Genomic DNA, 26,895 nt, shown 5'->3' with positions numbered 1-26,895 from the left:
GAGCGTTTCTGAGCGTGGCTTCTATTATTTTAAGCACACGATAGTGTGTTTTCTCTGCGGCACCGTTTCCCTGACAATCAATCGAGCCTATTGTGTTATGAGTATTAGCTCATTACAGGGAACAGAAAGATGCGTGATCTTCCTCCTATTGCCACGCTGCGTGCATTCGAGGTGGCAACCCGCCACACGACGTTTACTTCCGCCGCAGAAGAGCTGTGTATTACACAAAGCGCCGTCAGCCATCAGTTAAAAAACCTTGAAGAACTCTGGGGCCTGCAACTTTTTCAGCGCGGTAAGCCCCTCAGCCTGACCCCCGCTGGCGCCGCGCTCGCTCCTCTGGTGCGTGAATTTTTTAGCAAGCTGGAAACCACCCTTAGCGATCTGCGTGAGCAAAAAGGTCGGGTGCGATTGCGCGTCAATACCACTTACTCCTTTGCGCTGAAGTGGCTGCTTCCGCGGTTACCGGGGTTAGCGCGATTGCACCCGGAGATCCTGGTCAGCCTGGAAAGTACGGATAAAGCCATTCACTTCGCCAGCACCGATGCGGATGTGGCGATCCGTTTCGGCCACGGTAATTATCCGGCATTGCACACGGAATTTATGTTCCGCGAGCAGCTCTTTCCGGTAGCCAGCCCGGCGCTTTTACAGCGGTTTGGTACGCCGGATAAACCTGCCGAACTGCTGCGCTACCCGCTCCTGACGCGTGACGGCGCCGATCTGGTCCCGAAATGGGGCGCCTGGTTTAAGCGGGTCGGCGTCAACACCGATGTGCTGCATGAGAGTGTCCGCTTTGCCGATACCAATATGACGATTGAAGCTGCGCTACTTGGGCAGGGGATTGCCCTGGCGCGCAGCGGGCACGTTGAAAAAGAGATTGGCGATGGCTCTCTGATCCGGCTCTTTGATATCCCTTTTCCTTCTCCGGCCGCCTATTACTTCGTCTGCCCTCTGGGAACGGAAACCCAGCCTCATATTGTGAAATTCCGCAGTTGGTTGCTGGCCGAATCACAGCAGGCGCAGCGTAGTTATCGTTAAAGCATGAGTATTTGCTCATGGCGCGATGATGACACTTCACTTTTCATCCGTGGGGGCGCTGTTTAGCATCACTCTATGCTGACCGCGAGAACGCAATCGGCACGCTGATGATTCAATCAACCAGGAGGGCTCAAGATGTCTGACTATCCTTCCATCGCGCTTATCGGCCCTGGCGCGATCGGTACCACTATCGCTGCGGTATTGCACGAAGTTGGCCGCACGCCGCTACTGTGCGGGCGCACTGCCCATTCACAGTTAGTTCTGCGCCACGATGAAGGAGAAATTGTTGTGCCGGGGCCGGTGCTGAACAATCCGGCTGCGATCGCCAATCCTTTCGATGTGGTGTTTGTGGCGGTGAAAACGACCCAGGTCGCTGACTGTGCCGACTGGCTGGCCGCCCTGTGCGATGAAAACACCGTGGTGTGCGCGCTGCAAAACGGCGTTGAGCAGAAAAATCAGCTGGAAAGCCGTGTTAATGGTGCCAGCATACTGCCTTCTGTCGTCTGGTTTCCGGCGCAGCGTGAGCCAGACGCCTCAGTGTGGCTGCGCGTCAAACCGCGTCTTACGCTGCCGGATGTGCCGCAGGCAAAGCGGGTGGCAAAGGCGCTCAGCGGCACTCGCTGTGCGGTTGAGCTGTCGTCCGATTTTACGTCGATCGCCTGGCGCAAGCTGCTGCAAAATGCCGTTGCAGGTCTGATGGTGCTGGCTAATCGCCGCGCCGGAATGTTTTCTCGCGGCGATGTAACGGAACTGGCGCTGGCTTACCTGCGCGAATGCCTGACGGTTGCACGTGCGCAAGGCGCGCTACTGCACGATAACGTTCCGCAGGAAATTATTGAGGGTTTTCAACGCGCACCAGCGGATTTAGGCACCTCGATCCTGGCCGATCGGCAGGCTAATCGCCCCATGGAGTGGGATATTCGCAACGGCGTAATACAGCGTTATGGTCATGCGCAGGGCATTCCCGTCCCCATCAGCGATGTGCTGGTTCCGCTGCTGGCGGCCGGGAGCGAGGGGCCGGGTTAACGCGTTTTCGGCCGCCACGTTTTTAAGCGCAGAGAGAGCAGGGCAAGCGATTTTTTCCTGGCTCTCCGGGTGCTGATTCCACTGCAGCCGGTAATAACAAACTTTCAGTCCTTTTCGCTAAGACGTTTATTTCTCGACATGACCCATGTGATAAAAGTGCGTAATGGCGCAGGAATATGTTTACGCCCTGGATAATAAAGCGAGAAATTTTCAGCGGGATAAGGAAAACCAGGTAATAAACGAATCAGCGTGCCGTCATTAATTTTCTGACGCACCAGCGGTTCATAAACAAAAGCAATGCCCAGTGCCGATTCAGCCGCCTGGATCATCGCTGCATCTGAATCAACAATCAGATCGCCATTCACCGCTATTTCTTTAATGTTATGTTGCTCATCGATAAATTCCCAGCGGTAAATCTCCCCGCTGGGAAAACAGCGGTTAATACATTTAAAGTTAACAAGTTCCTGTGGCGAATCCGGTTCGCCATATTTGTTAATAAATTCAGGGCTGGCAACAGGAATAAGGGAAAGCCTGGGGCCTAACGCAATGGCAATCATATCTTTAGGGACATCCCGAATATAGCGAATTCCCGCATCGAAACCGGATTCGATGATGTTCACTTTTTTGTCGGTGGTGAACAATTCCAGGGTGATATCAGGGTATTCTGTTTTGAATTCAATAAAATACTCCTGAAAGAAAAGATCAAGCACGATACGCGGCAGGTTTACTTTTATTTTGCCTTCTGGCTTCGCCCGGTGTGAATTGAGGCTGTCGATGGCGCGGATATAGTCATTAAAAACAGGCGTAATATTGTTTACGAATTCTTCGCCGATAGCTGTCAACGAAAGACTACGGGTTGACCGGTTTAAAAGCCTTACACCTAATCTCTCTTCCAGATTATTTATGGCGCTGGTCAGGGACGGAGGTGAAAGATTTAATTCTTTGGCCGCTTTGCGAAAACTTCCATGCTTTACAATAAGGAAAAGCATTTCGATATGCTGAAAGTCGGGAAGTTTTTTCATTGTTAATTTCCATTGAATACTGCATTAGGGACATATTAATTGTTACCGATATTAAAGGGAAGTATATCTGTAATCACCTTCTACAGATGAGGAAAATAAGGTGAAGAAACGTTTTCTTGGCAAAGATAAATTCCTGGTTTCAGCAGTAGGCCTCGGTTGCATGGGGATGAGTTTTGCTTACGGCGGAGTCGAAGAATCGCAGGCCATTAAAACCCTGCACGCAGCGGTGGATATGGGTGTTACGTTCCTGGATACCGCCGAAGTTTACGGCCCTTATGATAATGAGTTGCTGATCGGTAAGGCCATCAAAGGAATACGCGATAAAGTTCAGATCGCGACAAAATTCGGTTTCCGTATTCTGCCGAATGGCCGCGGGATCGAGCGAATGGCGGGCGTGGACAGCCGTCCTCACCATATCCGCGAAGCGGTCGAAGGATCGCTTCAACGGCTTCATATCGACACCATCGATTTACTTTATCAACACCGGATTGATCCCGATGTTCCTGTGGAAGAGGTTGTGGGAACGATGGCGGAACTGATCAAGGAGGGAAAAGTTCGCCATATCGGGCTTTCCGAAGTGTCGCCGCAGACCCTGCGTCGCGCCTGTAAAGTCCATCCTGTCACTGCGGTCCAGAGCGAATATTCTCTCTGGTCGCGTGAGCCGGAAGCGGGCATTCTCAGCGCTTGCCGTGAATTAGGCGTCGGGTTTGTGCCGTACAGCCCGCTCGGTCGCGGCTTTTTAACCGGCAAGATTACCGACTGCTCCGGCTTCGCCAGCGATGATTTCCGTCGGCAGCTTCCTCGTTTTCAACGCGAGGCGATGGCGAAAAATCATCAACTTCTCAGCCAGTTGCAGAGTGTAGCCGCTCGATACGAATGTAGCCTGGCGCAGCTTGCGCTCGCCTGGGTGATGAGCAAAGGCGAGGATATTGTGCCGATTCCCGGCGCCAGAAATAGTGCGCATTTACAGGACAATACTGGCGCGGCCAGTTTGCCGTTATCGGGTGCGGATATCAGCATAATGGATAATATCTTTACCCCGGAGAGCGTTTGCGGCCTGAGATATAACGAAGGTGACTTTAATTTAATCGACCAATAATAGCCGACGATCCATAAGATCTGCCGCAGGTGGAGGGAGCTGTAAGATGCAAGATTGGCATAATGCGGTCTATTTTATCCGGGTAAAAATTGGCGGGATTTTGCCCGGGCGTAGGGGTTACTTCATTGGTCTGACTGGCGCAATGTAGCAGAAGGCAACATGCGATAACTAAGTTCGATGGAATTTGCTGTTTTGATTGCAGGTAATAATGCATGAAGAAGAAAAAGGAGATCATCGATCTGCGCAGCGGAAAAGACCATAGACGGCGTGGCGGTCAGTAAAGAGAGGGTAGCCAGGTTCACTTCACTCTCTGTCTGTACATAAACTACGGTTTGCGAAGGCCGGTATGTCGTGCTCTGCTGGCTGTGCTCTGCGGTGCTGGTTGTTGTACTGACAAGAATCATATCGGCTTCGTCGATGACCGCCCGATCGTTATCGAGGATCCAACAGGGAAATTGTCTTGCCAGATCCTCGGCGCGATGAAAGCTATCGGCTAAGAGAAAAACATGGGCGTCAGGCGCAAGCCGGAATAACCCGGCTAATAAGGTTTCGGTCAGATCAGTGATACCCAGAATACCGATTCGTTTCACCATTATCTCTCTTCGCTCAGCGCACAGAATTTTTTAACAACGCCAGAACCGCCGCGCTTTAACCGGATTGCCGGGCCGTTCCGCCGTCGGAAGGGGGTTGCCAGCCGCCACCCAGCGCCCTGAAAGCAGCCACGGCTGCGCGTGCAGAGGCGGTCTGCGCCTGCGCCCTTGCATCGGATGCCTGAAGAAGATTTTCATCGTTATGCAGTACATCAATCAGGCTGGCGGCCCCTTGCTGAAAAGCGACAAAGGAAGCCTTACGCGCGCTGGCCAGCGCGGTTTCGCCCGTCGTCAGCGTCGCTGTCTGCGTTTCACGGTTGATCAGCGCGGAGAACGCATTTTCAACATCTTCGGTTGCGCGTAATACCGACAACCGGTAAGCAGCAAGCGCTTCCGCCTGCTGGCCTTTCGCCTGTTCTATCTGCGCGTTGATACGGCCAAAATCAAAAAGCCGCCAGCGTAAACCCAGCACGCCAGCCGACTGGCTGGCTCCCGCAGTGAACAGATTCCCGCTGGAGACTGCCGTTGCGCTGCCGAGCAGAGCGTTGAGTGAAAACGTCGGGTAATACTCGCTGACCGCCACGCCAATGCGGGCGCTTGATGCGGCCAGGTGGCGCTCCGCCACGATGATATCGGGCCTGCGGCGCAGCAACTCTGCTGGAGTCCCCATCGCGGCGATCTGCGGTGTCTGCGGGATCGCACCAGGCGAAGAGAGCTGCGCCCGGTGCGTGCCTGGTGGAGTACCGAGCATCACGTCCAGCGCATTCATTGCGGCATCAATTCCGTTCTGCAGAACCGGAACGGTAGCCTGAACCTGCGCCAGCGCGCCTTCGGTCTGGTGTACCTGATATTCAGGCGCTAACCCTTTGCTGTGGAGCAGTTGTACCTTTTCCAGCAGTTGTTGCTGCGTATTGACCTGATTATTTGCAATGGCCAGCCGGGTCTGTAATCCGCGCAACGTAATATAGATATCGGCCGTTTGCGCCGCCACGGCAAGGCGCGTCGCGGCGACGCCCGCCTCAGAGGCCTGATAATCTGCCAGCGCAGCCTGACGAGCGCGGCGCAGCCCGCCGAACAGATCAATCTCCCAGCTTGCGTTGAGATCGGTTTCATAGGAATTACCGTAGCGATTATAATCCGGCGTCGAGTTGAGAACCTGTCCCAGAGGGGTTTCGACCGACTGATACGCGCGAGCGGCTTGCCCGCTGATATTTCCCGAGGGGAGTAGCGCCGCTGTTGCTGTTCCGAGCCCGGCACGGGCCTGTGTCATTCTGGCGGATGCCTGGGCAAGATCGAGATTTTGTGCGAGCGCGTCTGAAACCAACTGACTCAAGAGAGGATCCCCGAAACCTTTCCACCAGGTTGTGAAACTGACGGGGCCGGATGCGTTTCGCTGCGGTTGCGCCTGGTAGTGCTCCGCCAGCGGGGCATCAGGACGACGATAATCCGGTCCAACGGCGCAGCCCGTCAGAATGCAGGTACTCACAACCAGAGCAAGAGTACGTTGGGGAAACATGGTGAATCCTTGAGGCGAAATAAAGTTGTGACTACATTACCAAATGGTCACTCGTTGTCAATCCGGGCGCATTGAGCTAAGCTGAAAAAATGACTAAAGATATGAACACCACCCCTTCACGAGGCCCGACGGATCACAATGTCCGCGATCAGGTCGTTGAAGCGGCCACTGAGCACTTCAGCCATTTTGGCTATGAGAAAACCACGGTGTCCGATCTGGCGAAAGCGATCGGTTTCTCCAAGGCATACATCTATAAATTTTTCGACTCCAAGCAGGCTATCGGCGAAGTTATCTGTGCTAACCGGCTGGCGATGATCATGGACATTGTCAATACCGCCATCGCGGATGCGCCGACCGCTTCTGAAAAAATACGGCGTTTACTCAAAACGTTAACGGAAGCTGGCAGCGATCTATTTTTTTGCGATCGCAAGCTATACGACATTGCCGCTGTGGCAGCGCGGGATAACTGGCCGTCAGTGGTGGCCTATAAGCAGCATCTGCGAGAACTGATTGAAACAATCCTTGTTGAAGGGCGTCAGGCGGGGGAATTTGAAAGAAAAACGCCGCTGGACGAGGCCGCGCATGCGATTTATCTGGTCATGCTCCCGTATATCAGCCCGGTTGAGCTGCAATATAATCTGGAAACAGCCCCGACGGCCGCTGTATTGCTGGCATCACTGATATTGCGCAGCCTGTCGCCATAATTTGTGACTATTGACAATATTGGTCACTAGTTTGAGAATGCGGTTCCTGTCCTGTTAAATAAATAAGGGAACCCATGCTCAGGCCCACACTTGCCACCTTTGTTTTTTGCCTGTTGCCGTTTGCGCTTGTCGCCTGCGGCGACGCTTCCAGCGTCGACGATCCCCGTAGCCAGCCACCTTTGGTGAGGTCGGTGACGGTGGTGGGCGCAGCCGATTCCTCGCGTGCCTTTACGGGTACTGTTGTGGCACGCATTCAAAGCGCTATAGGCTTCCGGGTGTCGGGTAAGATCCTTGAACGTCTCGTTGATACCGGCCAGACCGTCAAAAAAGGGCAGCCGTTAATGCGTCTGGACCCCGTCGATCTGCATCTGCAGGCGCAGGCCCAGCAGCAAGCCGTTGCGGCTGCACAGGCGCGCGCCAGGCAGACGGCCGATGATGAGGCGCGTTATCGGGGGCTGGTTGCGGCAGGCGCGGTCTCTGCTTCGGCTTACGATCAGATAAAAGCGGCTGCGGCGACGGCGAAGGCGGAATTGAGCGCCGCTCAGGCGCAGGCCAGCGTGGCGCAAAATGCGATGAGCTACGCGTTACTGGTGGCTGACGCCGATGGCGTGGTTATGGAAACGCTGGCTGAACCTGGTCAGGTGGTCAGTGCCGGAGAGCCGGTGGTCAGGCTGGCCAGAGCCGGGCTGCGCGAGGCGATTGTCCAGTTGCCGGAAACGTTGCGCCCGGCACCTGGAAGCGAGGCGAGGGCGACGCTGTACGGTAACGAAAGCGAAGCGGTGACGGCAAAACTACGCTTGCTGTCAGATGCCGCCGATCCGCTGACGCGTACATTTGAGGCGCGATACATCCTTGAGGGCGCTCTGGCGAACGCTCCTCTCGGCGCCACCGTTACGCTCCATATTGGCGAAGAGAATGTGTCTCATCAGTTACTCCAGGTGCCACTGGCGGCGATTTATGATGCCGGTAAAGGGCCGGGCGTCTGGCGAATTTCCGGCAAGCCCGCCAAAGTGACATGGCAACCCGTGCAGGTGGTAAGCCTGGGGGATGATGCGGCAAGCGTGACCGGTAGCCTTAAGCCCGGCGAGCAGGTCGTGGCGCTGGGGGCGCATCTGCTGCATGACGGTGAGGCAATCCGGCTGGCTAAGCAGAACGATGCCAGTGTCGCCGGGAGCCAGCCATGAGTACGTCGCGGTTTAACCTTTCGGCGCTCGCTGTGCGCGAGCGTTCCATCACACTGTTTCTCATTTTGCTGATTACGGTTGCCGGGATTCTCGCGTTCTTTGGACTGGGACGTGCAGAGGATCCGCCGTTTACCGTCAAACAGATGACCATCATTTCAGCCTGGCCTGGCGCCACGGCGCAGGAGATGCAGGACCAGGTAGCCGAACCGCTGGAAAAGCGTTTGCAGGAGCTTAAGTGGTATGACCGCAGCGAGACCTACACGCGACCGGGGCTGGCTTTTACCACGCTCTCATTACAGGATGGAACACCGCCTTCCCAGGTTCAGGAGGAGTTTTACCAGGCGCGTAAAAAGCTGGGTGATGAGGCAAAAAGCCTGCCCACAGGCGTAATCGGCCCGATGATCAACGATGAGTTCTCCGATGTCACTTTTGCACTCTTTGCCCTGAAAGCAAAGGGCGAGCCGCAGCGCCTGCTGGTGCGTGATGCCGAGTCATTACGTCAGCGTTTATTGCATGTTCCCGGCGTTAAAAAGGTCAATATTATCGGCGAACAGGCGGAGCGGATATTTGTCTCGTTCTCCCACGATCGGCTGGCAACGCTGGGTATTTCTCCACAGGATATTTTTTCTGCCCTGAACAGCCAGAACGTGTTGACGCCTGCCGGTTCGATAGACGCCAGGGGGCCGCAGGTTTTTATCCGTCTTGATGGCGCTTTCGACGATCTGGAGAAAATTCGTAACACGCCCGTTGTCGCTCAGGGCAGAACATTGCAACTCTCCGATGTGGCGACGGTGGAGCGCGGTTACGAAGATCCGGCAACGTTCCTGGTGCGCAATCAGGGAGAACCTGCACTGCTGCTGGGGATCGTGATGCGTGAGGGCTGGAACGGTCTGGAACTGGGTAAAGCGCTGGATGCGGAGGCGAGCAATATTAATGCGCAGATGCCGCTCGGTATGACTTTTAGCAAAGTGACCGATCAGTCCGTCAATATCAGCTCGGCAGTCGACGAATTCATGATCAAATTTTTCGTCGCGTTGCTGGTGGTGATGCTGGTCTGCTTTCTCAGTATGGGCTGGCGCGTCGGTGTCGTGGTTGCCGCTGCGGTACCTTTAACATTGGCTGCCGTTTTTGTGGTGATGGAAGCCACGGGCAAGAATTTTGACCGTATAACCCTGGGATCGCTCATCCTCGCTCTGGGGCTGCTGGTGGATGACGCTATCATTGCCATCGAAATGATGGTGGTAAAAATGGAGGAGGGATATGACCGGATCAAAGCCTCAGCCTACGCCTGGAGCCACACCGCTGCGCCAATGCTGGCTGGCACACTGGTAACGGCCGTTGGCTTTATGCCCAACGGGTTTGCGCAATCCACGGCGGGCGAATATACCAGCAATATGTTCTGGATTGTGGGAATTGCATTGATTGCTTCCTGGGTGGTGGCGGTGGTGTTTACGCCTTACCTGGGGGTGAAAATGCTGCCCAACATCAAAACGGTTGAAGGGGGGCACTCGGCTATCTACAACACCCGCCGCTACAACCGTTTTCGTGCATTTCTGACCCGCGTTATTGCGCGGAAATGGCTCGCCGCCGGCTCGGTTATTGCGCTTTTTATCATCGCCATTCTGGGGATGGGGCTGGTTAAAAAACAATTTTTCCCTACCTCCGATCGCCCGGAAGTGCTGGTGGAAATACAACTGCCTTACGGTAGCGCCATTGAGCAGACCAGCGCCTCGGCGGCAAAAATCGAAAACTGGCTCAAGGAACAACAAGAAGCCAAAATCGTCACCGCGTACGTAGGGCAGGGATCGCCACGCTTTTATCTGGCGATGGCGCCGGAACTGCCCGATCCTTCATTTGCGAAAATTGTTGTGCTCACCGACAGCGAGGAAGCGCGCGATGCGCTCAAGCACCGGCTTCGCGAAGCGGTGGCTGATGGGCTTGCGCCCGAAGCGCGCGTTCGCGTTACGCAACTGGTGTTTGGCCCCTATTCGCCGTATCCGGTGGCATTCCGTGTGATGGGGCCGGATCCGGCCAGACTGCGTGACATCGCCGACAAAGTGAAAACGGTGATGCAGGCCAGCCCGTTGATGAGAACCGTCAATACAGACTGGGGAACGCGTGTGCCTGCGCTGCATTTCACGCTCGATCAAAACCGCCTGCAATCGGTGGGATTGACATCGGGCAGCGTGGCTCAGCAGCTTCAGTTCCTGCTTTCGGGCGTGCCAGTCACCCAGGTGCGTGAAGATATTCGTTCGGTACAGGTGATGGCGCGCGCTGCGGGGAATATTCGTCTTGATCCGGCAAGAATCGGCGACTTTACCTTAGTCGGATCGGCCGGGCAGCGCGTTCCGCTGTCGCAAATAGGGACGTTTGAGGTACGTATGGAAGATCCTGTCCTGCGCCGTCGCGATCGTACGCCAACCATTACCGTACGGGGCGATATCGCCGACTCTCTTCAGCCGCCAGATGTATCGGTGGCGATAATGAAGCAACTTCAGCCGATCATCACGTCGCTACCGGATGGATATCGTATTGAGCTGGCGGGTTCCATTGAGGAGTCAGGAAAAGCCACCAAAGCGATGGCACCTTTATTCCCTATCATGATAGCCATGACGCTACTGATCATTATCCTGCAGGTGCGTTCGATGTCGGCAATGGTGATGGTCTTTATGACCGCGCCTCTGGGATTGATTGGGGTCGTGCCAACGCTGCTGCTCTTTGACAAACCTTTTGGTATCAATGCGCTGGTGGGGTTGGTCGCGCTTTCGGGCATTCTCATGCGCAACACATTAATCCTTATCGGTCAGATCCATCACAACCAACAGGAAGGACTTGCGCCGTTCCCTGCGGTTGTTGAGGCAACCGTACAGCGCGCCCGGCCGGTACTGCTCACGGCGCTGGCAGCCATTCTGGCGTTTATTCCACTGACGCACTCCATATTTTGGGGCACACTGGCTTATACGCTTATCGGCGGGACATTCGGTGGAACTATTATCACATTGGTATTTTTGCCAGCGATGTACGCTATCTGGTACCGGATAAAAGTTCCTGCTTCAGCAACCTCACCGGCGGAACGCGCAGTAAAACAACCTGAATAATCTTGTGCTGTCCGGGCATGCGTTGCGATACCAGCCACGCATGCCTGTGTACTAGCATTATTTTTTATGCTGACGGGATGCCAGATGATGAACCGCGAACTGGATGCTCTCTACTCTTCGACAAACCAACAAACACTCGCGCAGTGGCAAGTAACTCAGGGTATCGGCAAGCCACGCGGCGCGTATTACGACCCGCGCAGGCTTGCGCTGGCCGCCGGGATCCAACCAGAGATGCCTGCGCAGATCCGTGCGCTGCTTGATGATTTACAGCAGCTTGCCGGGCGCGATCCGTTAGCGGATATCCTGCCCGCAGAAGGATTCCATTTCACCTTTTTACCCCTGACATTGCCGCTCTACGAACCGGGGGAACCCTTACCGGAAAAGATCCAGCACTTAACAACGTGTTGGAAGCGCTATCACGCTCAGACAATTAAGATAAGTGCATTACGCCTGGTGGCGTTACCCGGTCAGCTATTACTTGCGGGGATCGCTGATGAACAGGCGATGGCGATGCGCCACGCTTTTTGCCAGCAGGTTTTGCATTCAGCGTGGCGGGACGAATTGCTTGCCAGGCACCCGGCGTTACCTTTGCCGCCGTTATTTTGGCACAGCACACTGTTACGTTACGGCGCAACATACTTACCGCAGACGCTGCGGGAATTCTTCCTCGCCCGGCAGGGGCGTGATTATGGTGATGTCGCCGGCAGTTTGAAACTGGCCCGCATCAATTACAACTGGACGCAGTGCTATCCTTTGGATTAGCCCGATAGCCGGGTTACGGTACTCCGGCTGACGGGCAGGTGCCTCATTCAACAGGGAAATATCCGTGATATATTGAACGTTATCCTCTTTCATCAGGCGCAACCCATGTCCTACTCGATCGGCGAATTTGCCAGGCTTTGCGGGATCCCCGCCACGACGCTGCGTGCATGGCAGCGTCGTTATGGTCTGCTCAAGCCGATGCGTACGGAAGGCGGGCACAGGTTGTACAATGATGACGATGTGCAGCAGGCGCTTAAAATACTCGACTGGGTAAAAAAAGGTGTGCCTGTCAGCCAGGTGAAGCCACTGCTGGCGCGCCCGGGTAGCCGTCACGCGAACAACTGGCTGACGCTTCAGCAGACGATGCTTCAGCATCTGAAAGAGGGCAAAATCGAATCCCTGCGTCAGCTCATTTATAATTCAGGTCGCGAATATCCAAGGGGTGAGCTGGTACGCGAAGTGCTGCGCCCGCTGCGCGGCCAGGTGTCGGCCAATGTTGCCGCGATGATGACCCTGCGGGAAATTCTCGATGGCATCATTATTTCCTATACGGCGTTTTGTCTGGAAAGGGATAAAAAAGCGCCCGGCGAAAACTATCTGCTCACCGGCTGGCACCTTAACGATCCCTGTGAAATCTGGCTTGAAGCGTTACTGCGCACCGGGCAGGGGCAACGTATTGATATTCTTCCGTCTCCTCCGGCAATGCTGGCGCCAGAGATCTTCCCGCAGCGCAAATGGTTGCTGGTGACCAGCGGAAAGCTGAGCGCCGCGCGTAAAAAACAGATTATGCAGTGGCAGCAGGTTGTCTCCCTTGACGTTATTACCCTTTAAAAACGTTCCCGGTAGCTTGATGTTTGCTGACTAATAACTCTTTGTAATATTTATTCATTAACAAATTTTATCTTTTAAAACTTAGACAAATATCCTCTGTTGTGTAACTTTTAAGGTAGGTCTTTTTATACCCGTTAAGCGCAGGGGGCATTTATGAACCATCAACCCACGATTGGGATTAGCGGATGTCTGACGGGCTCCGCAGTGCGCTTCGACGGGGGACATAAACGCATGGGGTTTGTCATGGATGAACTGGCGCAGTGGGTCACGTTTAAGCCTGTCTGCCCGGAGATGGCCATCGGTCTGCCGGTTCCTCGCCCGGCATTGCGCCTGATCCAGACGACCGATGGCGACACCCGCATGCGTTTTAGCCACGATCCGCAGGAAGATGTGACGGACAAAATGGCTGCTTTCGCCGAACGTTTTCTGCCTTCCGTCAGTAACTTATCCGGCTTTATTGTCTGCGCTAAATCGCCCAGTTGCGGGATGGAACGCGTACGGCTGTATGATGAGCAGGGCCATCGCGGACGTAAAGCGGGCATCGGGCTGTTTACCGCTGCGCTGCTGAAAAAATACCCGTGGCTGCCGGTAGAAGAGGATGGGCGCTTGCACGATCCGCAGCTGTGCGAAAACTTTGTCGCGCGGATCTTCGCGTTGCATGAGCTGAATGCGCTACGTGAAGAGGGGTTAACCCGCAGCAATCTGCTGGCGTTTCACAGCCGCTACAAGCTTCAGTTGCTGGCTCATCACCAGGCGGGGTACCGCAAAATCGGTCCCTTTGTTGCCCGGCTCGGCGAGTGGAAGGATCTGGATGCTTTCTTTGTCGCTTATCGCGAGCAGTTTATGGCGCTCCTTAAACATGTCGCTTCGCGCAAGAATCACACCAACGTGCTGATGCATATTCAGGGCTATTTTACCCGGCACCTCACCAGTCGGCAGCGCGCCGAGCTGCTGTCGGTGATCACCAACTACCGGCTCGGGTTATTGCCGCTGCTTGCGCCATTAACATTGCTGCAACACTATCTGGCGGAATATCCAGACAGTTACCTGCAAACACAGAGCTATTTCGCGCCTTATCCCGCCAATCTTGGCCTGCGGCTCGCCGTGAACTGACGGGACGCAAAAAGAGATGCAGACAGAGAACTATTGCAATTTGCGTCAAGATGCGGGACTTTTGGCGTGAGGTTTTTCTCAAACCGAAATGAAGACCGAAAAAAAGAGAACGTGCTATGCAACATATCATTGAAGGCTTCCTCAGCTTCCAGAAAGAAATTTTCCCGCAACGTAAAGAGCTTTTCCGTAGCCTGGCCTCCAGTCAGAACCCGAAAGCCTTGTTTATTTCCTGCTCAGACAGCCGTCTGGTGCCGGAACTGGTGACGCAACAGGAGCCGGGCCAGCTTTTCGTTATCCGCAATGCCGGTAATATTGTGCCGTCGTTCGGGCCGGAGCCGGGCGGTGTATCAGCGACAATCGAATATGCGGTTGTGGCGCTGGGCGTGACGGATATCGTGATTTGTGGTCACTCCAACTGCGGCGCGATGAAAGCGATCGCTACCGCTCAGAGCCTGGAGCCAATGCCTGCGGTGGCCCACTGGCTGCACTATTCAGATGCAGCAAGAGCCGTTGTTGAGAAGAGAACTTTTGAAAACGAAACCGACAAAGTCAATGCGATGGTCGAAGAGAACGTGATTGCGCAACTGAACAATATCAAAACGCATCCTTCTGTGGCCGTCGGGCTTCGTGACAACGCGCTGCGTCTGCACGGGTGGGTTTACGATATTGAAAGCGGCGAAATCCGTACGCTGGATAAAAACAGCAAAAAATACGTTTCGCTGGCCGAAAATCCGACGGTGTATTTTGAATAAAACTTTATTGCGTGGCTGAAGCGTCAGCCCCGATAAATACGTAAAGGCTGCCTGGCAGCCTTTTTTATGCGCGGCGTCAGCGCTTTCCCGTGAGCGTCAGTCTGTTGCATTGACAGGATGTACTGCAGGTGGTTGTATAGTACAACTAACTATCCTGTAGCGGAAACATGATGACAGCGCCCAACCTGATTAATGACATTCGTGTCGCCTCCCGGCTGATGGTTCGTGAACTTGGCTTTATGAATTCGACGCTTGCCGCCACGGATTACTCGCCCTCCGCTGTGCATACCTTGCTGGAAGTTGAACATCACGGCGCCATCACCGCTGCGCAACTGGTCAATATTCTGGGGCTGGAAAAATCCAGCGTCAGCCGCATGCTGGCCAGGCTGATTAAAGCGGGGGAGTTACAGGAAGTTCAGGCCACTGACGATGCGCGCTTTAAGACACTGCAATTGACTGCAAAAGGGAAAGAGAGCGTTGCCCGCATTAACCGCTATGGCGCGATGCGCGTGCGTGAGGCGATGGAGCATCTGAGCGATGCGCAGCGTGAAGTGGTCGCCCGTGGATTATCCGCTTACGCCTTTGCGCTGGAAAGTTGCCGCAACGGGGTGGCGCAACTGGGCGGTGCAAAACCGGAAATTGTCAGCGGTTATCTGCCGGGGATGATTGGCCGGATCAGCGAAATGCATGCCAGCTATTATTCGCAGCACTATGATTTTGGCTATTTTTTTGAAGCAAAAGTCGCTGCCGGGCTGGCGGAGTTTGCCGGGCGGCTGGACAATCCGCGTAACGGCATCTGGCTTGCCGTTCGTCACGGGCGCATTGTAGGTTCGGTGGCTATTGACGGGGAAGATCTGGGAAATAACGAGGCGCATCTGCGCTGGTTTATTCTTGATGAGGAGTGCCGGGGCAGCGGCGTCGGGCGAGAACTGCTGGCCCGTGCGATGGCATTTTGCGACGAGCAACAGTTCGACGCGGTACAGCTCTGGACCTTCAGCGGATTGCATGCGGCCCGCAGCCTGTATGAATCCTGTGGCTTTACACTCAGCAAAGAGTGGCAGGGCGATCAGTGGGGACGCCCGATGCTGGAGCAACAATTCACCCGATACAGGCATGCGGGTTCGCCTTCGCGGGCATAAAAAAAGCGCCCGAAGGCGCCTCTCACACAGAATATCGCAACAAACTTATTTGGTCAGTTCGGCTGTCATGTGTACGTTGTTATTAGTATTGGCTTCAATAATTTTGTAAGACGCACCTTCTTTCTGCGCCTGGGCGGCAATCACGGATTCTGCATCATCCAGCGTGCGGCCGGTAGCCGTAACGGTCTGTGCGAAAGCGCCAAAAGAGAGAGCAGAAAGAGCAGCAGCGATAGCGATAGTATTGAAAGTTTTCATGGTGTTATTCCTTAAATTTCTCATTCGTGTTGGGCGTTATTGCCCGAATCTAAAAATCTTCTGTTGCGGCGGGTAAGCCCGCCAACGTCTTATTTGTAAATAACCGCGGTGCCGTGCAGGGTGTTCGGGCCGGTCACTGAGGTGATACGGAACGATTTCGCACCCATTTCATCGGCTTTCTGCGCCAGTTCACTTTCCAGCGAAGAGAGGTTGGTACCGGCATTGGCGGAAATCACGCCCACTTTCTGCTGGTCGGCCGGAGAAGACTGAACTTCTACCGCAGCCATGCTGGCGAAAGAGAGGGAGCTAAGAACTGCAACGGCGATCAGGGACTGAATGCTTTTCATGTGATTTACCTTTCTAAAATGGTTTGTTTGGGCGTCGTAAGTATTAACTTAACGATCGATAGGTAAATCATAAGTGTGATCTGCATCACTCGTCAATACTATTTTTATAGTGATCATTAAAATAAATATAAATGTTTTGTTATTCAATGTATTGAGTGGTGAAATTTTTTTAAAAATCTTCGCTGGTCATCGCCCTTGTAATGTTTTTATAATGATTAGTAATTAAATCCATGTGGACAAGGGAGGAACCATGACAACCGATGTCACATGCTGTACGAAAAAAAGTCGTGGACGACCAAAAGTCTTCGACAGAGCGGAGATGATGGACAAAGCGATGATGCTGTTCTGGCAGCATGGCTATGAAGCCACATCGCTGGCCGAGCTGGCGGAAGCCACCGGCGCGAAAGCGCCAACGCTGTATGCGGAGTTCACCAATAAAGAAGGGTTATTCATGGCGGTTCTCGACCGCTACATGGCGCGCTTTATTGCGAAACACCAGGCGACGCTGTTTTGTGATGAGAAGAGCGTAACCCAGGCGTTGCGGGATTATTTCACCGCAGTAGTCGGCTGTTTTACCCAAAGCGACACGCCAGCGGGCTGCTTTTTGATCAACACCTCTGCCACGGTGTCATCGTCGGCTGCGCCTATCGTCGAGACGATCCGGGAAAAGCATGCTTCGCAGGAACAGACCCTGCTGACATTTTTGCAGCAGCGCCAGTTGCGCGGTGAGATCCCGCCACACAGCGATCTGCCGGTGATTGCGCATTTTTTAATGTGCATTGTGCAGGGGATGGCGGTCAGCGCGCGGGAAGGCGCGACGCGGGAAAAGCTGATGGAGATTATCGACACCACACTGCGCTTATGGCCGGAGCTGGTGAAAGCGTGAAGACAAGAAACCCAGGCCAGAATGCCTGGGTTTGGTCGTCAGGCGACGGCGGTCAGCGTCGTGACCTGTAAATCGGCTAAGCCGTCAATGGCGCTGACCAGCGCTTTGAACGGCGCGGCCTGTTCATGCTGCGCCAGCATTTGCGCCGATTGCCAGCGCTCAATCATCACGAACTGATGATCGTTTTTGCTGTTGACATGCAACTGGTACTGCTCACATCCCGGCTCGCCCTGAACGTCCCGTTCCACGGTTTTCAGCGCCTGAGCTACTTTGTCACGGGCGCCTGCATGGGCGGTAATGGTGGCGACAATAGTGATTTTTTCCTGCATTTTTCTGCTCCTTTAAGCGTATAAAACTGTGCTCAGTCTACGCCGCCTGTGCGAACAAATAATCCCCTTTCGGGCGACAGCACTTTCATGCGCAAAGAGAAAATAGGGCTCAGCGCCCGGTACGCAACGACTGCGGCGGAATGCCATAGCCGCGAATAAAGACTTCCCGCATATGGCGGCGATCGCGAAAACCGGATTCGCGGGCGATGGCATCCAGCGATAAACGGCTTTGCTCAATCATCAGCCGCGCAGCTTCCAGACGTAATCCCTCAATCGCCTTGGCCGGCGATTTCCCCGTCTCCTGGCGAAACAGGCGACTAAGCTGGCGGGCGCTCAGATGGACGGCATCGGCCAGCAGTTCCACCGTCAGCGCTTTACTCAGATTACTGCGGGCATATTCGAGCGCGCTTTGCAGACGATCGGAGCGCGGTGCCAGCGCCAGCATCTCCGAATGCTGCGTTTGCCCGCCGGAGCGCCGCTGGTTCATCACCAGATTGTGCGCCACTGCGCGGGCGATCTCCGCACCCAGATCTTTTTCCACCATGCCGAGCGCCATATCCAGCCCGGCGGTCATGCCTGCGGAGGTCCAGACCCGATCATCAATGATAAAAATGCGATCATCTTCAAGTTGAATGTCGGGATGCAACTGCAACAAACTGCGGGCGTGCGCCCAGTGCGTGGTCGCGCGTTTTTTATCCAGTAATCCGGCCTGCGCCAGCACAAAGGCGCCGGTGCAGACCCCCGCAATGCGGCGTGCCTGGAGCGCCGTGGTTTGCAGAAAATGGACGATGCCAGCTGATGCCGGTTCTTCAACCGGTGTCAGTACGCCCGCTACCAGCCAGCTATCCACCTGCGTATCATCCGAAAGCGGCAGCGAATCCACGCCAATACCTGATGATGAGCGTACCGTGCCGCCAAATTCGGAGTAGACCACCGGCTGGTAAAAGGCTTTGCCGGTGGCCATGTTGGCAAACTCAAACACGGTCAGCGTGGAGATCGCCAGCATCTGGAAATGGTCGGCAATGATTAAGCCAATTTTATGCATCGCGACTCCCTAAGATCGCAGGCTGGCGGGCTGGAGTGTCGGGCAGCGAACGCGTAATCGCTCCGAAATCAGCAGGCTGATTAACGCCAGTAATAAGAACAGAACAGCGCTGAGCATCACACCATAAAAACCCCACAGCGGATAGATCCACGATGCGACGGCCGAGCCAAAACCAATCCCACAGAACATAAAGGCGCTGGTTAACGCCAGCGAAATCCCGCGCGTTTCGGCCGTGGCGATTTCCACCACTCGCCGCTGCTGGGACGGCCATAGCAGATCCGTAGAGAAAGCCCACAGTATCAGCAGCAGATAAAGCAGCATCAGTTTTGCGGGCAGGATCATCATCGCCAGCATATCCACAATCAGCAGTGTGATGCCTACCACCAGTAAACGCTCGGCGCTGTAGCGACGCGCTGCGCGGCCAACAAACAGGTTACCAAAAATCCCGGCGACGCCAATCACCGCTAAGGCAACAGAAACGCTGGTGGCTGTGCCGTGCCAGTTATCGCGGATCAGCGGAGAGATAAACGCGTACATGTCGTAGACGCCGGAGGTGATAAAAAATACCACCAGGAACGCCGCCAACGATTTACCCTCTGCCAGCACAGCGACCAACTGGCGAAAGTGGATATCCGCGCCTTTAACGATGTTTGGCACGCTTAACCACACCGCCAGCGCCGTAAACAGGCTGAACAAGGCGACCAGCGCAAACAGTTCACGTGCCCCCCATGTCGTAGCAATCCAGGCGGCCAGCGGGATCCCCACCATGCTCGCCATCGAGACACCAAGCAATATCATGGCGATAGCACTGCCGCGATCGTGCTGCGCCACTAACTCCGCGCCGAGCGCCACCAGTACCGGGCCAATCAGCGAAGCGCCAAGCCCCATCACAATGCGCGAAGCGATCAGCATCGGGTAATCTGCTGCCATCGCAAAGAGAAGTGCGCCGAGGCCAAATACCAGCATCCCGGCCAGTACCTGATATTTACGCATCAGGTGACCGAAAAAGATCTGCGCCAGCGGAGCGGCCAGCGCGAAGGTTAAACCAAAAATGGAGAGCAGGCGGGCGCTTTGCCCGTCACTTAATCCCCATTCATGGGAGACAGCGGCCAGGCTGCCGGCAACCGACAGTGCGCCCGTCGCCTGAACAAAATAGGCCAGGCTCAGCGCCCACAGGGCGCGTCTTTGCGAGGGGGGGATTGGGTTCTGCATTATCAACTCCAGCAAAGGGGCAGCGGGCTGCCCCGTCATCGTTTATGCAACAGGAATGGGGTTATCGACGAGGGACTGGTTGAACGCGTTAACCATCACATGCTCATTCGCGCCGGGGTTGTCGCGCGCGGGCAGTACGCTGTCCACAATCGCTTCAATGGAATCGGTACCCAGTTTGTCGAAGGTCTGCTGAATAAAGTCCTGCAACGGCATCGCGCGCGGATCGCCGCTTTTATAAATCAGGTCGGTATCTACCCACGGTGGCGAAATTTCAATCACTTTGACGCTACTGTCGCGCAGCAGGAAACGCTGCGACAGGGTGTAGGAGTGAATAGCCGCCTTCGTTGCCGAGTAGAGTGCATTCGCCGCGAGCGGCAGAAACGCCAGAATCGAACTGTTATTGATCAGCACCGCATCCGGCTGCTTTTTCAGATGTTCGATAAACGCGGCGCTGACGCGTACTGGCCCCAGCAGATTCGTGTTAAGCAGTGTGACTGCCATTTCGTCATCCAGCTCACCGGCGGCGTTATCAAACGGCATAATACCTGCGTTGTTGATCACCACGTTCAGCGCCGGATAGCGTAATAACACCTCTTTGGCTGCGGCGTTGATACTGTCCGCGCGGGTTACATCCAGCACGACTGCGCCCATGCCGGGATTAGCGGCAGTGACGCTATCCAGTAGCGCCTGGCGCCGTCCGGAAATGATCACCTGATTGCCAAGCTGGTGGAATTTTTCAGCCATCGCACGGCCAATACCAGAGGTGCCGCCGGTAATAAAAATCGTATTGCCTGTCAGTTTCATGATCTCATCCTTTGTTCTGTTAACGGTTAGTGGGTGACGGTTGCGCGGTAGCGCTCTGCCGGTACGTTTGTGGAGAGTTGCGGCATCAGCGCCCGGCGATGCTGTTCCAGTGCCTGCCAGTCGGCGTCGTTATGCAGGGAAGGAATGGTCACCAGCTCGCCCTGCAGAAAGCCCACCAGCGCCGCATCCACCATGTCCGTAGCGCTCATGACAATGGCTTTGTCGAGCTGTTCCAGCGGCAGGCCGCCGTTGTCCCAGAATGGTGTTGCCGTTGCGCCAGGCAGTACGGCCTGCACCTGAATGCCTTTATCGGCCAGTTCGTGATGCAGTGACTGACTAAACGCCAGCACAAAGGCTTTTGTCCCGCCGTATACGCCGTTCAGCACTTCGGGGGCGATGGCGACGATGGACGAAATGTTGATAACTGCGCCTGTGCCACGGGCAACGAAGCCGGGCACTACCGCGTAAGTGAGGCGGGTGAGGGCGGTGACATTCAGGTTAATCATCGCTTCCATGCGATCGATTTCGCTTCCCAGCAGCGGCGTATGCGTGCCGACGCCCGCGTTGTTGACCAGCAGGGTGATGCTGGCGTCTTCGCGCAGTCTGGCTTCCAGCGCACGGAGTTGTTGCGGATCGTTAAGGTCGGCGGCGATCGCTTCCACGTTACGCGACGTATCTGCGGTAATGTGGCTGGCCATCTGGTTCAGGCGGTTATGATTGCGGGCAACGATAATCAGGTCGTAACCCATACGGGCCAGGCGGTTGGCGTAAATCGCGCCGATACCGGTCGATGCGCCGGTAATAACGGCAGTGCCTTTGTGATGTTGTGTAGCGATGTTCATAGCAGACTCCCTGGTTCAACAATGGATGCGATGGAAGCATCATAAGTGAGTCAGGGATGTCTTAAATGACGTTGATGGTGCTAATTCAGGACATTTGCAATCTGGCCTGCAAACGCGTTTCGCTACAGGCGGCTGCCATAGATTTTGCGGTACACCGTGGGAGTTAAACCGGTGACTTTAATAAATGCCCGGCGCAGGACATCACCGCTGCTGTAGCCGCAGCGTGCGGCAACCGTTTTAATCGCCAGGCCGCTGGCCAGCAGTTCCCGTGCTTGCGCAATCCGCGCTTCTTCCAGCCACTCGCCGGTGCTCTTTGCCATCTCCTGCTGAAACAGGCGATTGAGGTGGCGCTCGCTGAGATGAATATGCTCCGCCATCTGCGTGACATTTTTTACCTGCGCCAGGTGCTGCAATGCCCAGCGCTGTAAGTCCTGCAACGCCGAACGCCCGCCAACGGAGATCTGCTGCTTACGCACAAAATGCCCCTGCCCGGCGGGACGACGAAAAAACATCACCAGATTGGCCGCCACATCCTGGGCGACGTCGCGACCGAGATCTTCTTCGATAAAACGCAGCGCCAGATCCATGCCGGAGGTGACGCCCGCCGCCGTTCTGACCGGCCCGTCCGCGACGTACAACGCATCCGCATCAACCGCGATATCCGGATAGCGCCTGGCGAGTTGCTCCGCGACCGACCAGTGCGTGGCCACCTGGCGCTGATGCAGCAGCCCGGTTTGCGCCAGCAGCAGCGCGCCGGTACAGACCGAGCCATAGCGCACGCTCTGGCGGCAAAGGGCAGTAACGGCGGCGATTTGCCGTTCCGTCAGCGCACGCGCGTCGATGTCCGGCGCACCAGCAATCAGGAAGGAAACATTCTCTGGCGGTGAAAAATCAGTAAGCCTGGCATTTGCATTAAGCGCCACGCCGGAAGAGGAGTGAAGGTGCTTTCCTTCCAGCGACATCAATACCGGCTGGTAAACCTGGCGATGCAGCAGGCGGTTGGCTTCGGCAAACGCATCAAAAGGCCCGGCAACATCCAGCAATTGCACGCCAGGAACAGCCAGTATGACGATGGTATGCAGCATCTTTCACCTCTGGAGTCTGCGGATAACGTTATGTCCGATATTGCCTGTTTTGAGCTGTTATAGACACAACTTTTCTCTTCTAGAATGACCCACACACATTCCAGCCGGAGAGAAAACATGAGCTTCAACGTACAAGGTATTCGCATCCCTGATAGCCAGATGGCGCGCGACGCCACCGCCCTGGTTCGCGATACTGAATCAGACCTGCTGTTTAACCACTCCAGCCGCGTTTACTACTGGGCGGCATTAGCGGGCAGGCAGCGCGATATCAAGGTTGACCACGAATTACTCTATGTCGGTTGTATGTTTCACGACATGGGGTTAACCCACGAACATTGCAGTTGTGATAAGCGTTTCGAGGTGGACGGAGCCAATGCGGCGCGCGAATTTATGCAGCACTATGGCGTGACGCAACAGGATATGGACAAGGTGTGGACGGCCATTGCACTGCACACCACGCCGGGTATTCCGGAATTTATGGCGCCGGAAATTGCGCTGGTCACCGCAGGTGTGGAAATGGATGTGCTGGGCATTGGCTATAACGGTTTTGACGAGGCGGAACGTGAAGCCGTGGTTGGTCAATATCCACGCCCGGCCCGTTTTAAAGAGGAGATCATCCAGGCCTTTTATGACGGCATTAAACACCGGCCTGCGACCACGTTTGGCAACGTTAAAGCCGATGTGTTAGCCGATAAAGATCCGCACTTTGCGCCGCTGAACTTCTGTCGCATCATCCGCAAGTCGCCGTGGAAAGGCTGAGTGAACCGCCGGGCGATTGCCCGGTTTATTGCTGATTGAGCACCGCTTTGCTCCAGTCATAAAATGCCCGCACTGAGGGGGGTAAATAGCGGCTTTGCGGGTAAACCAGTGACAGGGGCAAGTCAAAGGTGTAGTTCTCCATACAGCGCACCAGCGCTCCGCTTGCCAGCCAGGGTTGCGCCAGATAACTGGCGACGCGAATCAGCCCCAACCCTTGTATCCCGGCCTGAATATAGGCATCCGTATCGTCAACGATCAGCGTCTCGCTGAGGCGAATTTCATGATCGTCGCCTGCGTGGCTCAGCAGCCAGTCGGTGGTGCGCCCGGTACGGTGATTCAGATAACCCACGGCTTTATGCTGGCGTAACGCCTGTAAATCAGCGGGATTGCCATACTGCGCGATGTACTGCGGGGAAGCCAGCACCACCCAGCTAAACTTCGCCAGTGAGCGTGCCACCAGCGTGGTGGAATCCTCCACTCTGCCGGTACGAATCACGCAGTCGTACCCTTCCTGGATCACATCCTCCACGTTATCGCTGGAGCACAGCGTCACCGCCAGTTGCGGGTAGCGGTGCAAAAATTCACCCAGCCGGGGCAGAATGCAGTGTCGCGCCAGCGATTGCGGCATGCCGATTTTCAGGCGACCCGCGGGCTGGCCGTGAGTGCCGGGGAAAGAGGACTCCAGCGCAGTGATATCATCCAGTATCCTTTTGCTCGCCTCGTAGTAGCGGTTTCCTTCCGCCGTCACGCTGAGTTTGCGTGTGGTGCGCTGTAAAAGCTGCAAGCCCAGCCCGTTTTCCAGCTCTTTAATTACCCGTGAGACGGTGGAGCGCGGCAGGCCGAGTGCTTCTGCAGTGCGGGCAAAACTGCGCGTTTCCACCACCTGCACATAGACGCGCATCGATTCCAGTTTATCCACTTTTCCCCCTCCGCTTTTTTTCGATTATCCCATTTTAACGAACAGTCTAACCTGAATTTTGTACCTTATCGAAATCACGCCTTCGCCGTAATCTTTTCGCAGTGCAGTAAAACTGCCATCTGATTGAATGAGGACGTGAAATGGCTATACAGAACGAAAACGTATTGGTGCTTGGGGCGGGACAACTCGGCGCGGCGGTGCTGAACATGCTGGTACCTGCCGTGACGCAGGCGCAGGGCACAGTTACGGTTGTGGTTTCGCCAGGCGCGTGGGATGAATGTGGCTATTTGCGATCGGCGGCACACCAAAAATGGGTGGATCGCGGTGCGAGATTTATCGCTGTCGATATTGCGACCAGCACGGTTGACTCGCTCATCCCGCTGCTGGCGCAGTTTGATACGGTGATCAATTGCATGGGCTTTGTCGCCGGAACGGGTACGCAGCTTAAAATCACCCGTGCAGTGCTGGCTGCAGGTGTACGCCGCTATTTTCCATGGCAGTTTGGTGTGGATTACGACGTGGTGGGAAAAGGCAGCGGCCAGCCGGTGTGGGACGAGCAGTATGATGTCCGGGAACTGTTGCGGGCGCAAACCGGCACCGAATGGGTGATCGTGTCGACCGGTATGTTTACCAGTTTCCTGTTTGAACCAGCATTCGATGTGGTGAATCTGGAGCAAAAAACGATAAATGCGCTGGGCGGGTGGGAGACGCGGGTGACGGTGACTTCGCCTGCCGATATTGGTCGGCTGACTACCGCTATCTATCTGCATCAACCGCGCATTATGAATGAGGTGGTGCTGATTGCCGGGGAAACGCTCTCGTATGCCACGCTTGCGGATACCGTTGAAGCCGTAACCGGGCAGGCATTTAAAAGAGGCGTTTATACGCTGCCCGCGTTAGCGGATGCATTGCGCCTGCAACCGGAGGATCAAATGTGCCGCTATCGCACCGCTTTCGCCCGCGGCGAAGGGGTCTGGTGGCCGATGGAGCAGACCTGGAACGCCCGGCATCAGATAGCGACGCAGGACGTTAAAGGCTGGTTGCAGGCACATCTGGCGTAAACAGGCTGAATCACCCGCAGGCATCAATGGTGCAGCATTTCGTCTACGATCTGCGCTTTGTTCAAATTGTACGGATAGAAGGTCGGCCAGTTATCCATCTCTTTCAGCAGCGCTTGCTGGGATTCGTTGCCCATAAAAATATGGAAATGCAGCGACTGGCGCGGCGCAATAATGTGGTCGCTGAACTGCACAAATTTCGGTGCTTTTGACTGCGCGTCATTACATTCAAACAGATAGCGCACGCCTTTCTTGCCGGAGGTGTAGGTCAGAATTTTATAACCGGCGTAGTCATAGCGGCAGCGGGTGACCGTTTTGCCGGTGTGAAACTCAATCACGTTATTTTCAATGCCGATGGTATCGATGTTGGTCGCATAGCCTTTTTTGTAGTAAGCGCGGTACTCCTCCACCGTTTTGTCGCCGTGCTGCGCTTTTTTCTCCAGCACCGGATCGAGATCGCCATTCAGCAGATATGGGTTCAGCGATTGCCAGATCCCGTCCCAGTCGGACAGTGACCGATCCTTGACATCTTTATCGTCGATAATGCCTTCGCTGGCTTTGCGTTCCACCTCTGTCAGCGGCTTTCCGTGGTGATGATCGTGAGCCATGCTCTGTGTACTACCCAGTAATACGCCCATACCCAGAACAAAGGCGGATTTCTTCATGATCATACTGCGCTCCCTGATGATTTGTTATGTAATGAAATGTTATAATATAACAATATTAGAAATCATCAATGTGTGCAACATAGCTTCGGTTATAAAACATAGCATCATCTATATGTTGATGATAAATAAGTAATTTTTGCCTTTTTGTCGTTGCTGTGGCACCATTGCCGCTCTTTTCGCAGCGCAGTGTTTTTCCCCTCTGTTGAGGCGGTTTTAAAGGGTGAGCAATGAGTTTCTATGCAATGATTATTCTGGCCTTTGGGATGTCGATGGATTCCTTCGCTGCTGCCATTGGCAAGGGCGCGGTGTTACAACGTCCGCCCGTTCGCGAAGCGCTGAGAACAGGGTTGATCTTCGGCGTCATTGAGGCTATCACGCCGGTAATTGGCTGGGCTGCGGGGCTGGCCGCCAGTCAGTACATCATGCACTGGGATCACTGGATCGCCTTTGTGCTGCTGCTGGCGCTTGGCGCGCGGATGGTGAAAGAGGGGTTGAGTAAATCGCCTGACGAAAACGTTGAAGCCCCGCGCCGTCACGGTTTTTGGCTGCTGGTGACCACCGCCATTGCCACCAGTCTGGATGCGATGGCCGTGGGTGTCGGGTTGGCGTTTCTCAACGTGAATATCGTGGTGACTGCGCTGATGATTGGCCTTGCGACAACGATTATGGCGACTACGGGTATGCTGCTGGGGCGTTTTCTTGGCGCGGCGATCGGCAAATGGGCGGAAGTGCTCGGCGGCGTGGTGCTGATGGGTATCGGCAGTTTAATTCTGGTTGAGCACTTAGGCTTACTGTAACTTGCCTGCAGGGGCAAA

Annotated in this window: 28 protein-coding genes; 15 read left to right on the top strand and 13 right to left on the bottom strand. The window is 55.0% G+C overall.

The window, feature by feature from the left end:
• The first annotated feature begins 129 nt into the window (after positions 1–129).
• Positions 130–1,035, top strand: a complete 906-nt coding sequence (gcvA, locus tag CWM66_RS07705) for a transcriptional regulator GcvA (protein WP_007373384.1) — start codon at positions 130–132, stop codon at positions 1,033–1,035.
• A gap of 135 nt (positions 1,036–1,170) precedes the next feature.
• The gene (locus CWM66_RS07700) at positions 1,171–2,061 is read left to right on the top strand and encodes an oxidoreductase (protein WP_007373385.1); all 891 of its coding nucleotides are present in this window, start codon (positions 1,171–1,173) and stop codon (positions 2,059–2,061) included.
• Positions 2,062–2,165: 104 nt separating this feature from the next.
• On the opposite strand, the gene CWM66_RS07695 is transcribed toward CWM66_RS07700, so the two are convergent.
• Positions 2,166–3,083, bottom strand: a complete 918-nt coding sequence (locus CWM66_RS07695; RefSeq protein ID WP_107146439.1) for a LysR family transcriptional regulator — start codon at positions 3,081–3,083, stop codon at positions 2,166–2,168.
• Positions 3,084–3,183: 100 nt separating this feature from the next.
• Between CWM66_RS07695 and CWM66_RS07690 the strand changes: the two genes are divergently transcribed.
• On the top strand, positions 3,184–4,182 hold the full coding sequence (locus CWM66_RS07690; RefSeq protein ID WP_107146438.1) for an aldo/keto reductase: 999 nt from the start codon (positions 3,184–3,186) through the stop codon (positions 4,180–4,182).
• Between the two features lie 122 nt (positions 4,183–4,304).
• Here the strand turns inward: CWM66_RS07690 and CWM66_RS07685 are convergent, their stop codons facing one another.
• Positions 4,305–4,775, bottom strand: a complete 471-nt coding sequence (locus CWM66_RS07685; RefSeq protein WP_079516882.1) for a hypothetical protein — start codon at positions 4,773–4,775, stop codon at positions 4,305–4,307.
• Positions 4,776–4,830: 55 nt separating this feature from the next.
• Positions 4,831–6,288 (bottom strand): efflux transporter outer membrane subunit, encoded by a 1,458-nt coding sequence (locus CWM66_RS07680; RefSeq protein ID WP_107146437.1) that lies wholly within the window; start codon positions 6,286–6,288, stop codon positions 4,831–4,833.
• Between the two features lie 89 nt (positions 6,289–6,377).
• Here CWM66_RS07680 and CWM66_RS07675 point away from each other — a divergent pair, with 89 nt between their 5' ends.
• From CWM66_RS07675 to CWM66_RS07640, 8 genes are all read left to right on the top strand, one after another.
• Complete coding sequence (locus CWM66_RS07675; RefSeq protein ID WP_007373390.1) at positions 6,378–6,992, top strand: TetR/AcrR family transcriptional regulator; 615 nt, start codon at positions 6,378–6,380, stop codon at positions 6,990–6,992.
• A 74-nt stretch (positions 6,993–7,066) separates the two neighbouring features.
• Positions 7,067–8,176 (top strand): efflux RND transporter periplasmic adaptor subunit, encoded by a 1,110-nt coding sequence (locus tag CWM66_RS07670; RefSeq protein WP_007373391.1) that lies wholly within the window; start codon positions 7,067–7,069, stop codon positions 8,174–8,176.
• On the top strand, positions 8,173–11,274 hold the full coding sequence (locus CWM66_RS07665) for an efflux RND transporter permease subunit (protein ID WP_107146436.1): 3,102 nt from the start codon (positions 8,173–8,175) through the stop codon (positions 11,272–11,274). The genes CWM66_RS07670 and CWM66_RS07665 overlap by 4 nt, the downstream gene beginning before the upstream one ends.
• 84 nt (positions 11,275–11,358) lie before the next feature.
• Positions 11,359–12,036 (top strand): hypothetical protein, encoded by a 678-nt coding sequence (locus CWM66_RS07660; RefSeq protein ID WP_107146435.1) that lies wholly within the window; start codon positions 11,359–11,361, stop codon positions 12,034–12,036.
• Positions 12,037–12,141: 105 nt separating this feature from the next.
• Complete coding sequence (locus tag CWM66_RS07655) at positions 12,142–12,867, top strand: MerR family transcriptional regulator (RefSeq protein WP_007373395.1); 726 nt, start codon at positions 12,142–12,144, stop codon at positions 12,865–12,867.
• Between the two features lie 153 nt (positions 12,868–13,020).
• A complete protein-coding gene (locus tag CWM66_RS07650; protein ID WP_035887191.1) occupies positions 13,021–13,980 on the top strand; it encodes a DUF523 and DUF1722 domain-containing protein in 960 nt (319 codons plus the stop codon).
• A gap of 116 nt (positions 13,981–14,096) precedes the next feature.
• The gene (locus CWM66_RS07645) at positions 14,097–14,732 is read left to right on the top strand and encodes a carbonic anhydrase (RefSeq protein WP_007373397.1); all 636 of its coding nucleotides are present in this window, start codon (positions 14,097–14,099) and stop codon (positions 14,730–14,732) included.
• A 170-nt stretch (positions 14,733–14,902) separates the two neighbouring features.
• Positions 14,903–15,871, top strand: coding sequence for a helix-turn-helix domain-containing GNAT family N-acetyltransferase (locus CWM66_RS07640; protein ID WP_107146434.1), 969 nt, complete (start codon positions 14,903–14,905; stop codon positions 15,869–15,871).
• A 45-nt stretch (positions 15,872–15,916) separates the two neighbouring features.
• Here CWM66_RS07640 and CWM66_RS07635 read toward each other — a convergent pair whose 3' ends face one another.
• On the bottom strand, positions 15,917–16,126 hold the full coding sequence (locus CWM66_RS07635) for a DUF1471 domain-containing protein (protein ID WP_007373399.1): 210 nt from the start codon (positions 16,124–16,126) through the stop codon (positions 15,917–15,919).
• An 89-nt stretch (positions 16,127–16,215) separates the two neighbouring features.
• The gene (gene bhsA / locus CWM66_RS07630; RefSeq protein WP_007373400.1) at positions 16,216–16,473 is read right to left on the bottom strand and encodes a multiple stress resistance protein BhsA; all 258 of its coding nucleotides are present in this window, start codon (positions 16,471–16,473) and stop codon (positions 16,216–16,218) included.
• 250 nt (positions 16,474–16,723) lie between these two features.
• On the opposite strand from bhsA, the gene CWM66_RS07625 reads away from it, so the two are divergent.
• Positions 16,724–17,359 carry a TetR/AcrR family transcriptional regulator gene (locus CWM66_RS07625; RefSeq protein ID WP_035887192.1) on the top strand — a complete coding sequence of 212 codons (636 nt, stop codon included), beginning with the start codon at positions 16,724–16,726 and terminating at the stop codon, positions 17,357–17,359.
• A gap of 38 nt (positions 17,360–17,397) precedes the next feature.
• Here the strand turns inward: CWM66_RS07625 and CWM66_RS07620 are convergent, their stop codons facing one another.
• The 6 genes from CWM66_RS07620 to CWM66_RS07595 form a co-directional block, all read right to left on the bottom strand.
• On the bottom strand, positions 17,398–17,688 hold the full coding sequence (locus CWM66_RS07620; RefSeq protein ID WP_007373402.1) for a putative quinol monooxygenase: 291 nt from the start codon (positions 17,686–17,688) through the stop codon (positions 17,398–17,400).
• Between the two features lie 109 nt (positions 17,689–17,797).
• A complete protein-coding gene (locus CWM66_RS07615; protein ID WP_007373403.1) occupies positions 17,798–18,733 on the bottom strand; it encodes a GlxA family transcriptional regulator in 936 nt (311 codons plus the stop codon).
• A 9-nt stretch (positions 18,734–18,742) separates the two neighbouring features.
• Positions 18,743–19,945 (bottom strand): MFS transporter, encoded by a 1,203-nt coding sequence (locus CWM66_RS07610; RefSeq protein WP_090397497.1) that lies wholly within the window; start codon positions 19,943–19,945, stop codon positions 18,743–18,745.
• A 42-nt stretch (positions 19,946–19,987) separates the two neighbouring features.
• Positions 19,988–20,749, bottom strand: a complete 762-nt coding sequence (locus CWM66_RS07605) for an SDR family oxidoreductase (RefSeq protein ID WP_107146433.1) — start codon at positions 20,747–20,749, stop codon at positions 19,988–19,990.
• Between the two features lie 26 nt (positions 20,750–20,775).
• Positions 20,776–21,591 (bottom strand): SDR family oxidoreductase, encoded by an 816-nt coding sequence (locus CWM66_RS07600; RefSeq protein WP_072438107.1) that lies wholly within the window; start codon positions 21,589–21,591, stop codon positions 20,776–20,778.
• Between the two features lie 122 nt (positions 21,592–21,713).
• Positions 21,714–22,676 carry a GlxA family transcriptional regulator gene (locus tag CWM66_RS07595; RefSeq protein WP_007373407.1) on the bottom strand — a complete coding sequence of 321 codons (963 nt, stop codon included), beginning with the start codon at positions 22,674–22,676 and terminating at the stop codon, positions 21,714–21,716.
• A 117-nt stretch (positions 22,677–22,793) separates the two neighbouring features.
• On the opposite strand from CWM66_RS07595, the gene CWM66_RS07590 reads away from it, so the two are divergent.
• Positions 22,794–23,435, top strand: coding sequence for an HD domain-containing protein (locus CWM66_RS07590; RefSeq protein ID WP_107146432.1), 642 nt, complete (start codon positions 22,794–22,796; stop codon positions 23,433–23,435).
• A gap of 25 nt (positions 23,436–23,460) precedes the next feature.
• On the opposite strand, the gene CWM66_RS07585 is transcribed toward CWM66_RS07590, so the two are convergent.
• On the bottom strand, positions 23,461–24,354 hold the full coding sequence (locus CWM66_RS07585) for a LysR family transcriptional regulator (RefSeq protein WP_107146431.1): 894 nt from the start codon (positions 24,352–24,354) through the stop codon (positions 23,461–23,463).
• Between the two features lie 140 nt (positions 24,355–24,494).
• Here CWM66_RS07585 and CWM66_RS07580 point away from each other — a divergent pair, with 140 nt between their 5' ends.
• Positions 24,495–25,415, top strand: a complete 921-nt coding sequence (locus CWM66_RS07580) for an aromatic alcohol reductase (protein ID WP_107146430.1) — start codon at positions 24,495–24,497, stop codon at positions 25,413–25,415.
• A 23-nt stretch (positions 25,416–25,438) separates the two neighbouring features.
• Here the strand turns inward: CWM66_RS07580 and zinT are convergent, their stop codons facing one another.
• Positions 25,439–26,083 carry a metal-binding protein ZinT gene (gene zinT / locus CWM66_RS07575; RefSeq protein ID WP_071920297.1) on the bottom strand — a complete coding sequence of 215 codons (645 nt, stop codon included), beginning with the start codon at positions 26,081–26,083 and terminating at the stop codon, positions 25,439–25,441.
• A gap of 224 nt (positions 26,084–26,307) precedes the next feature.
• On the opposite strand from zinT, the gene mntP reads away from it, so the two are divergent.
• On the top strand, positions 26,308–26,877 hold the full coding sequence (gene mntP / locus CWM66_RS07570; protein WP_035887205.1) for a manganese efflux pump MntP: 570 nt from the start codon (positions 26,308–26,310) through the stop codon (positions 26,875–26,877).
• The last annotated feature ends 18 nt before the right edge of the window (positions 26,878–26,895 follow it).

This window comes from Kosakonia sp. H7A (genome assembly GCF_003028445.1).
Lineage (GTDB): Bacteria > Pseudomonadota > Gammaproteobacteria > Enterobacterales > Enterobacteriaceae > Kosakonia > Kosakonia radicincitans.
The sequence above is the reverse complement of the archived record's forward strand: the minus strand, read 5'-3'. Positions and strand labels throughout refer to the sequence as shown.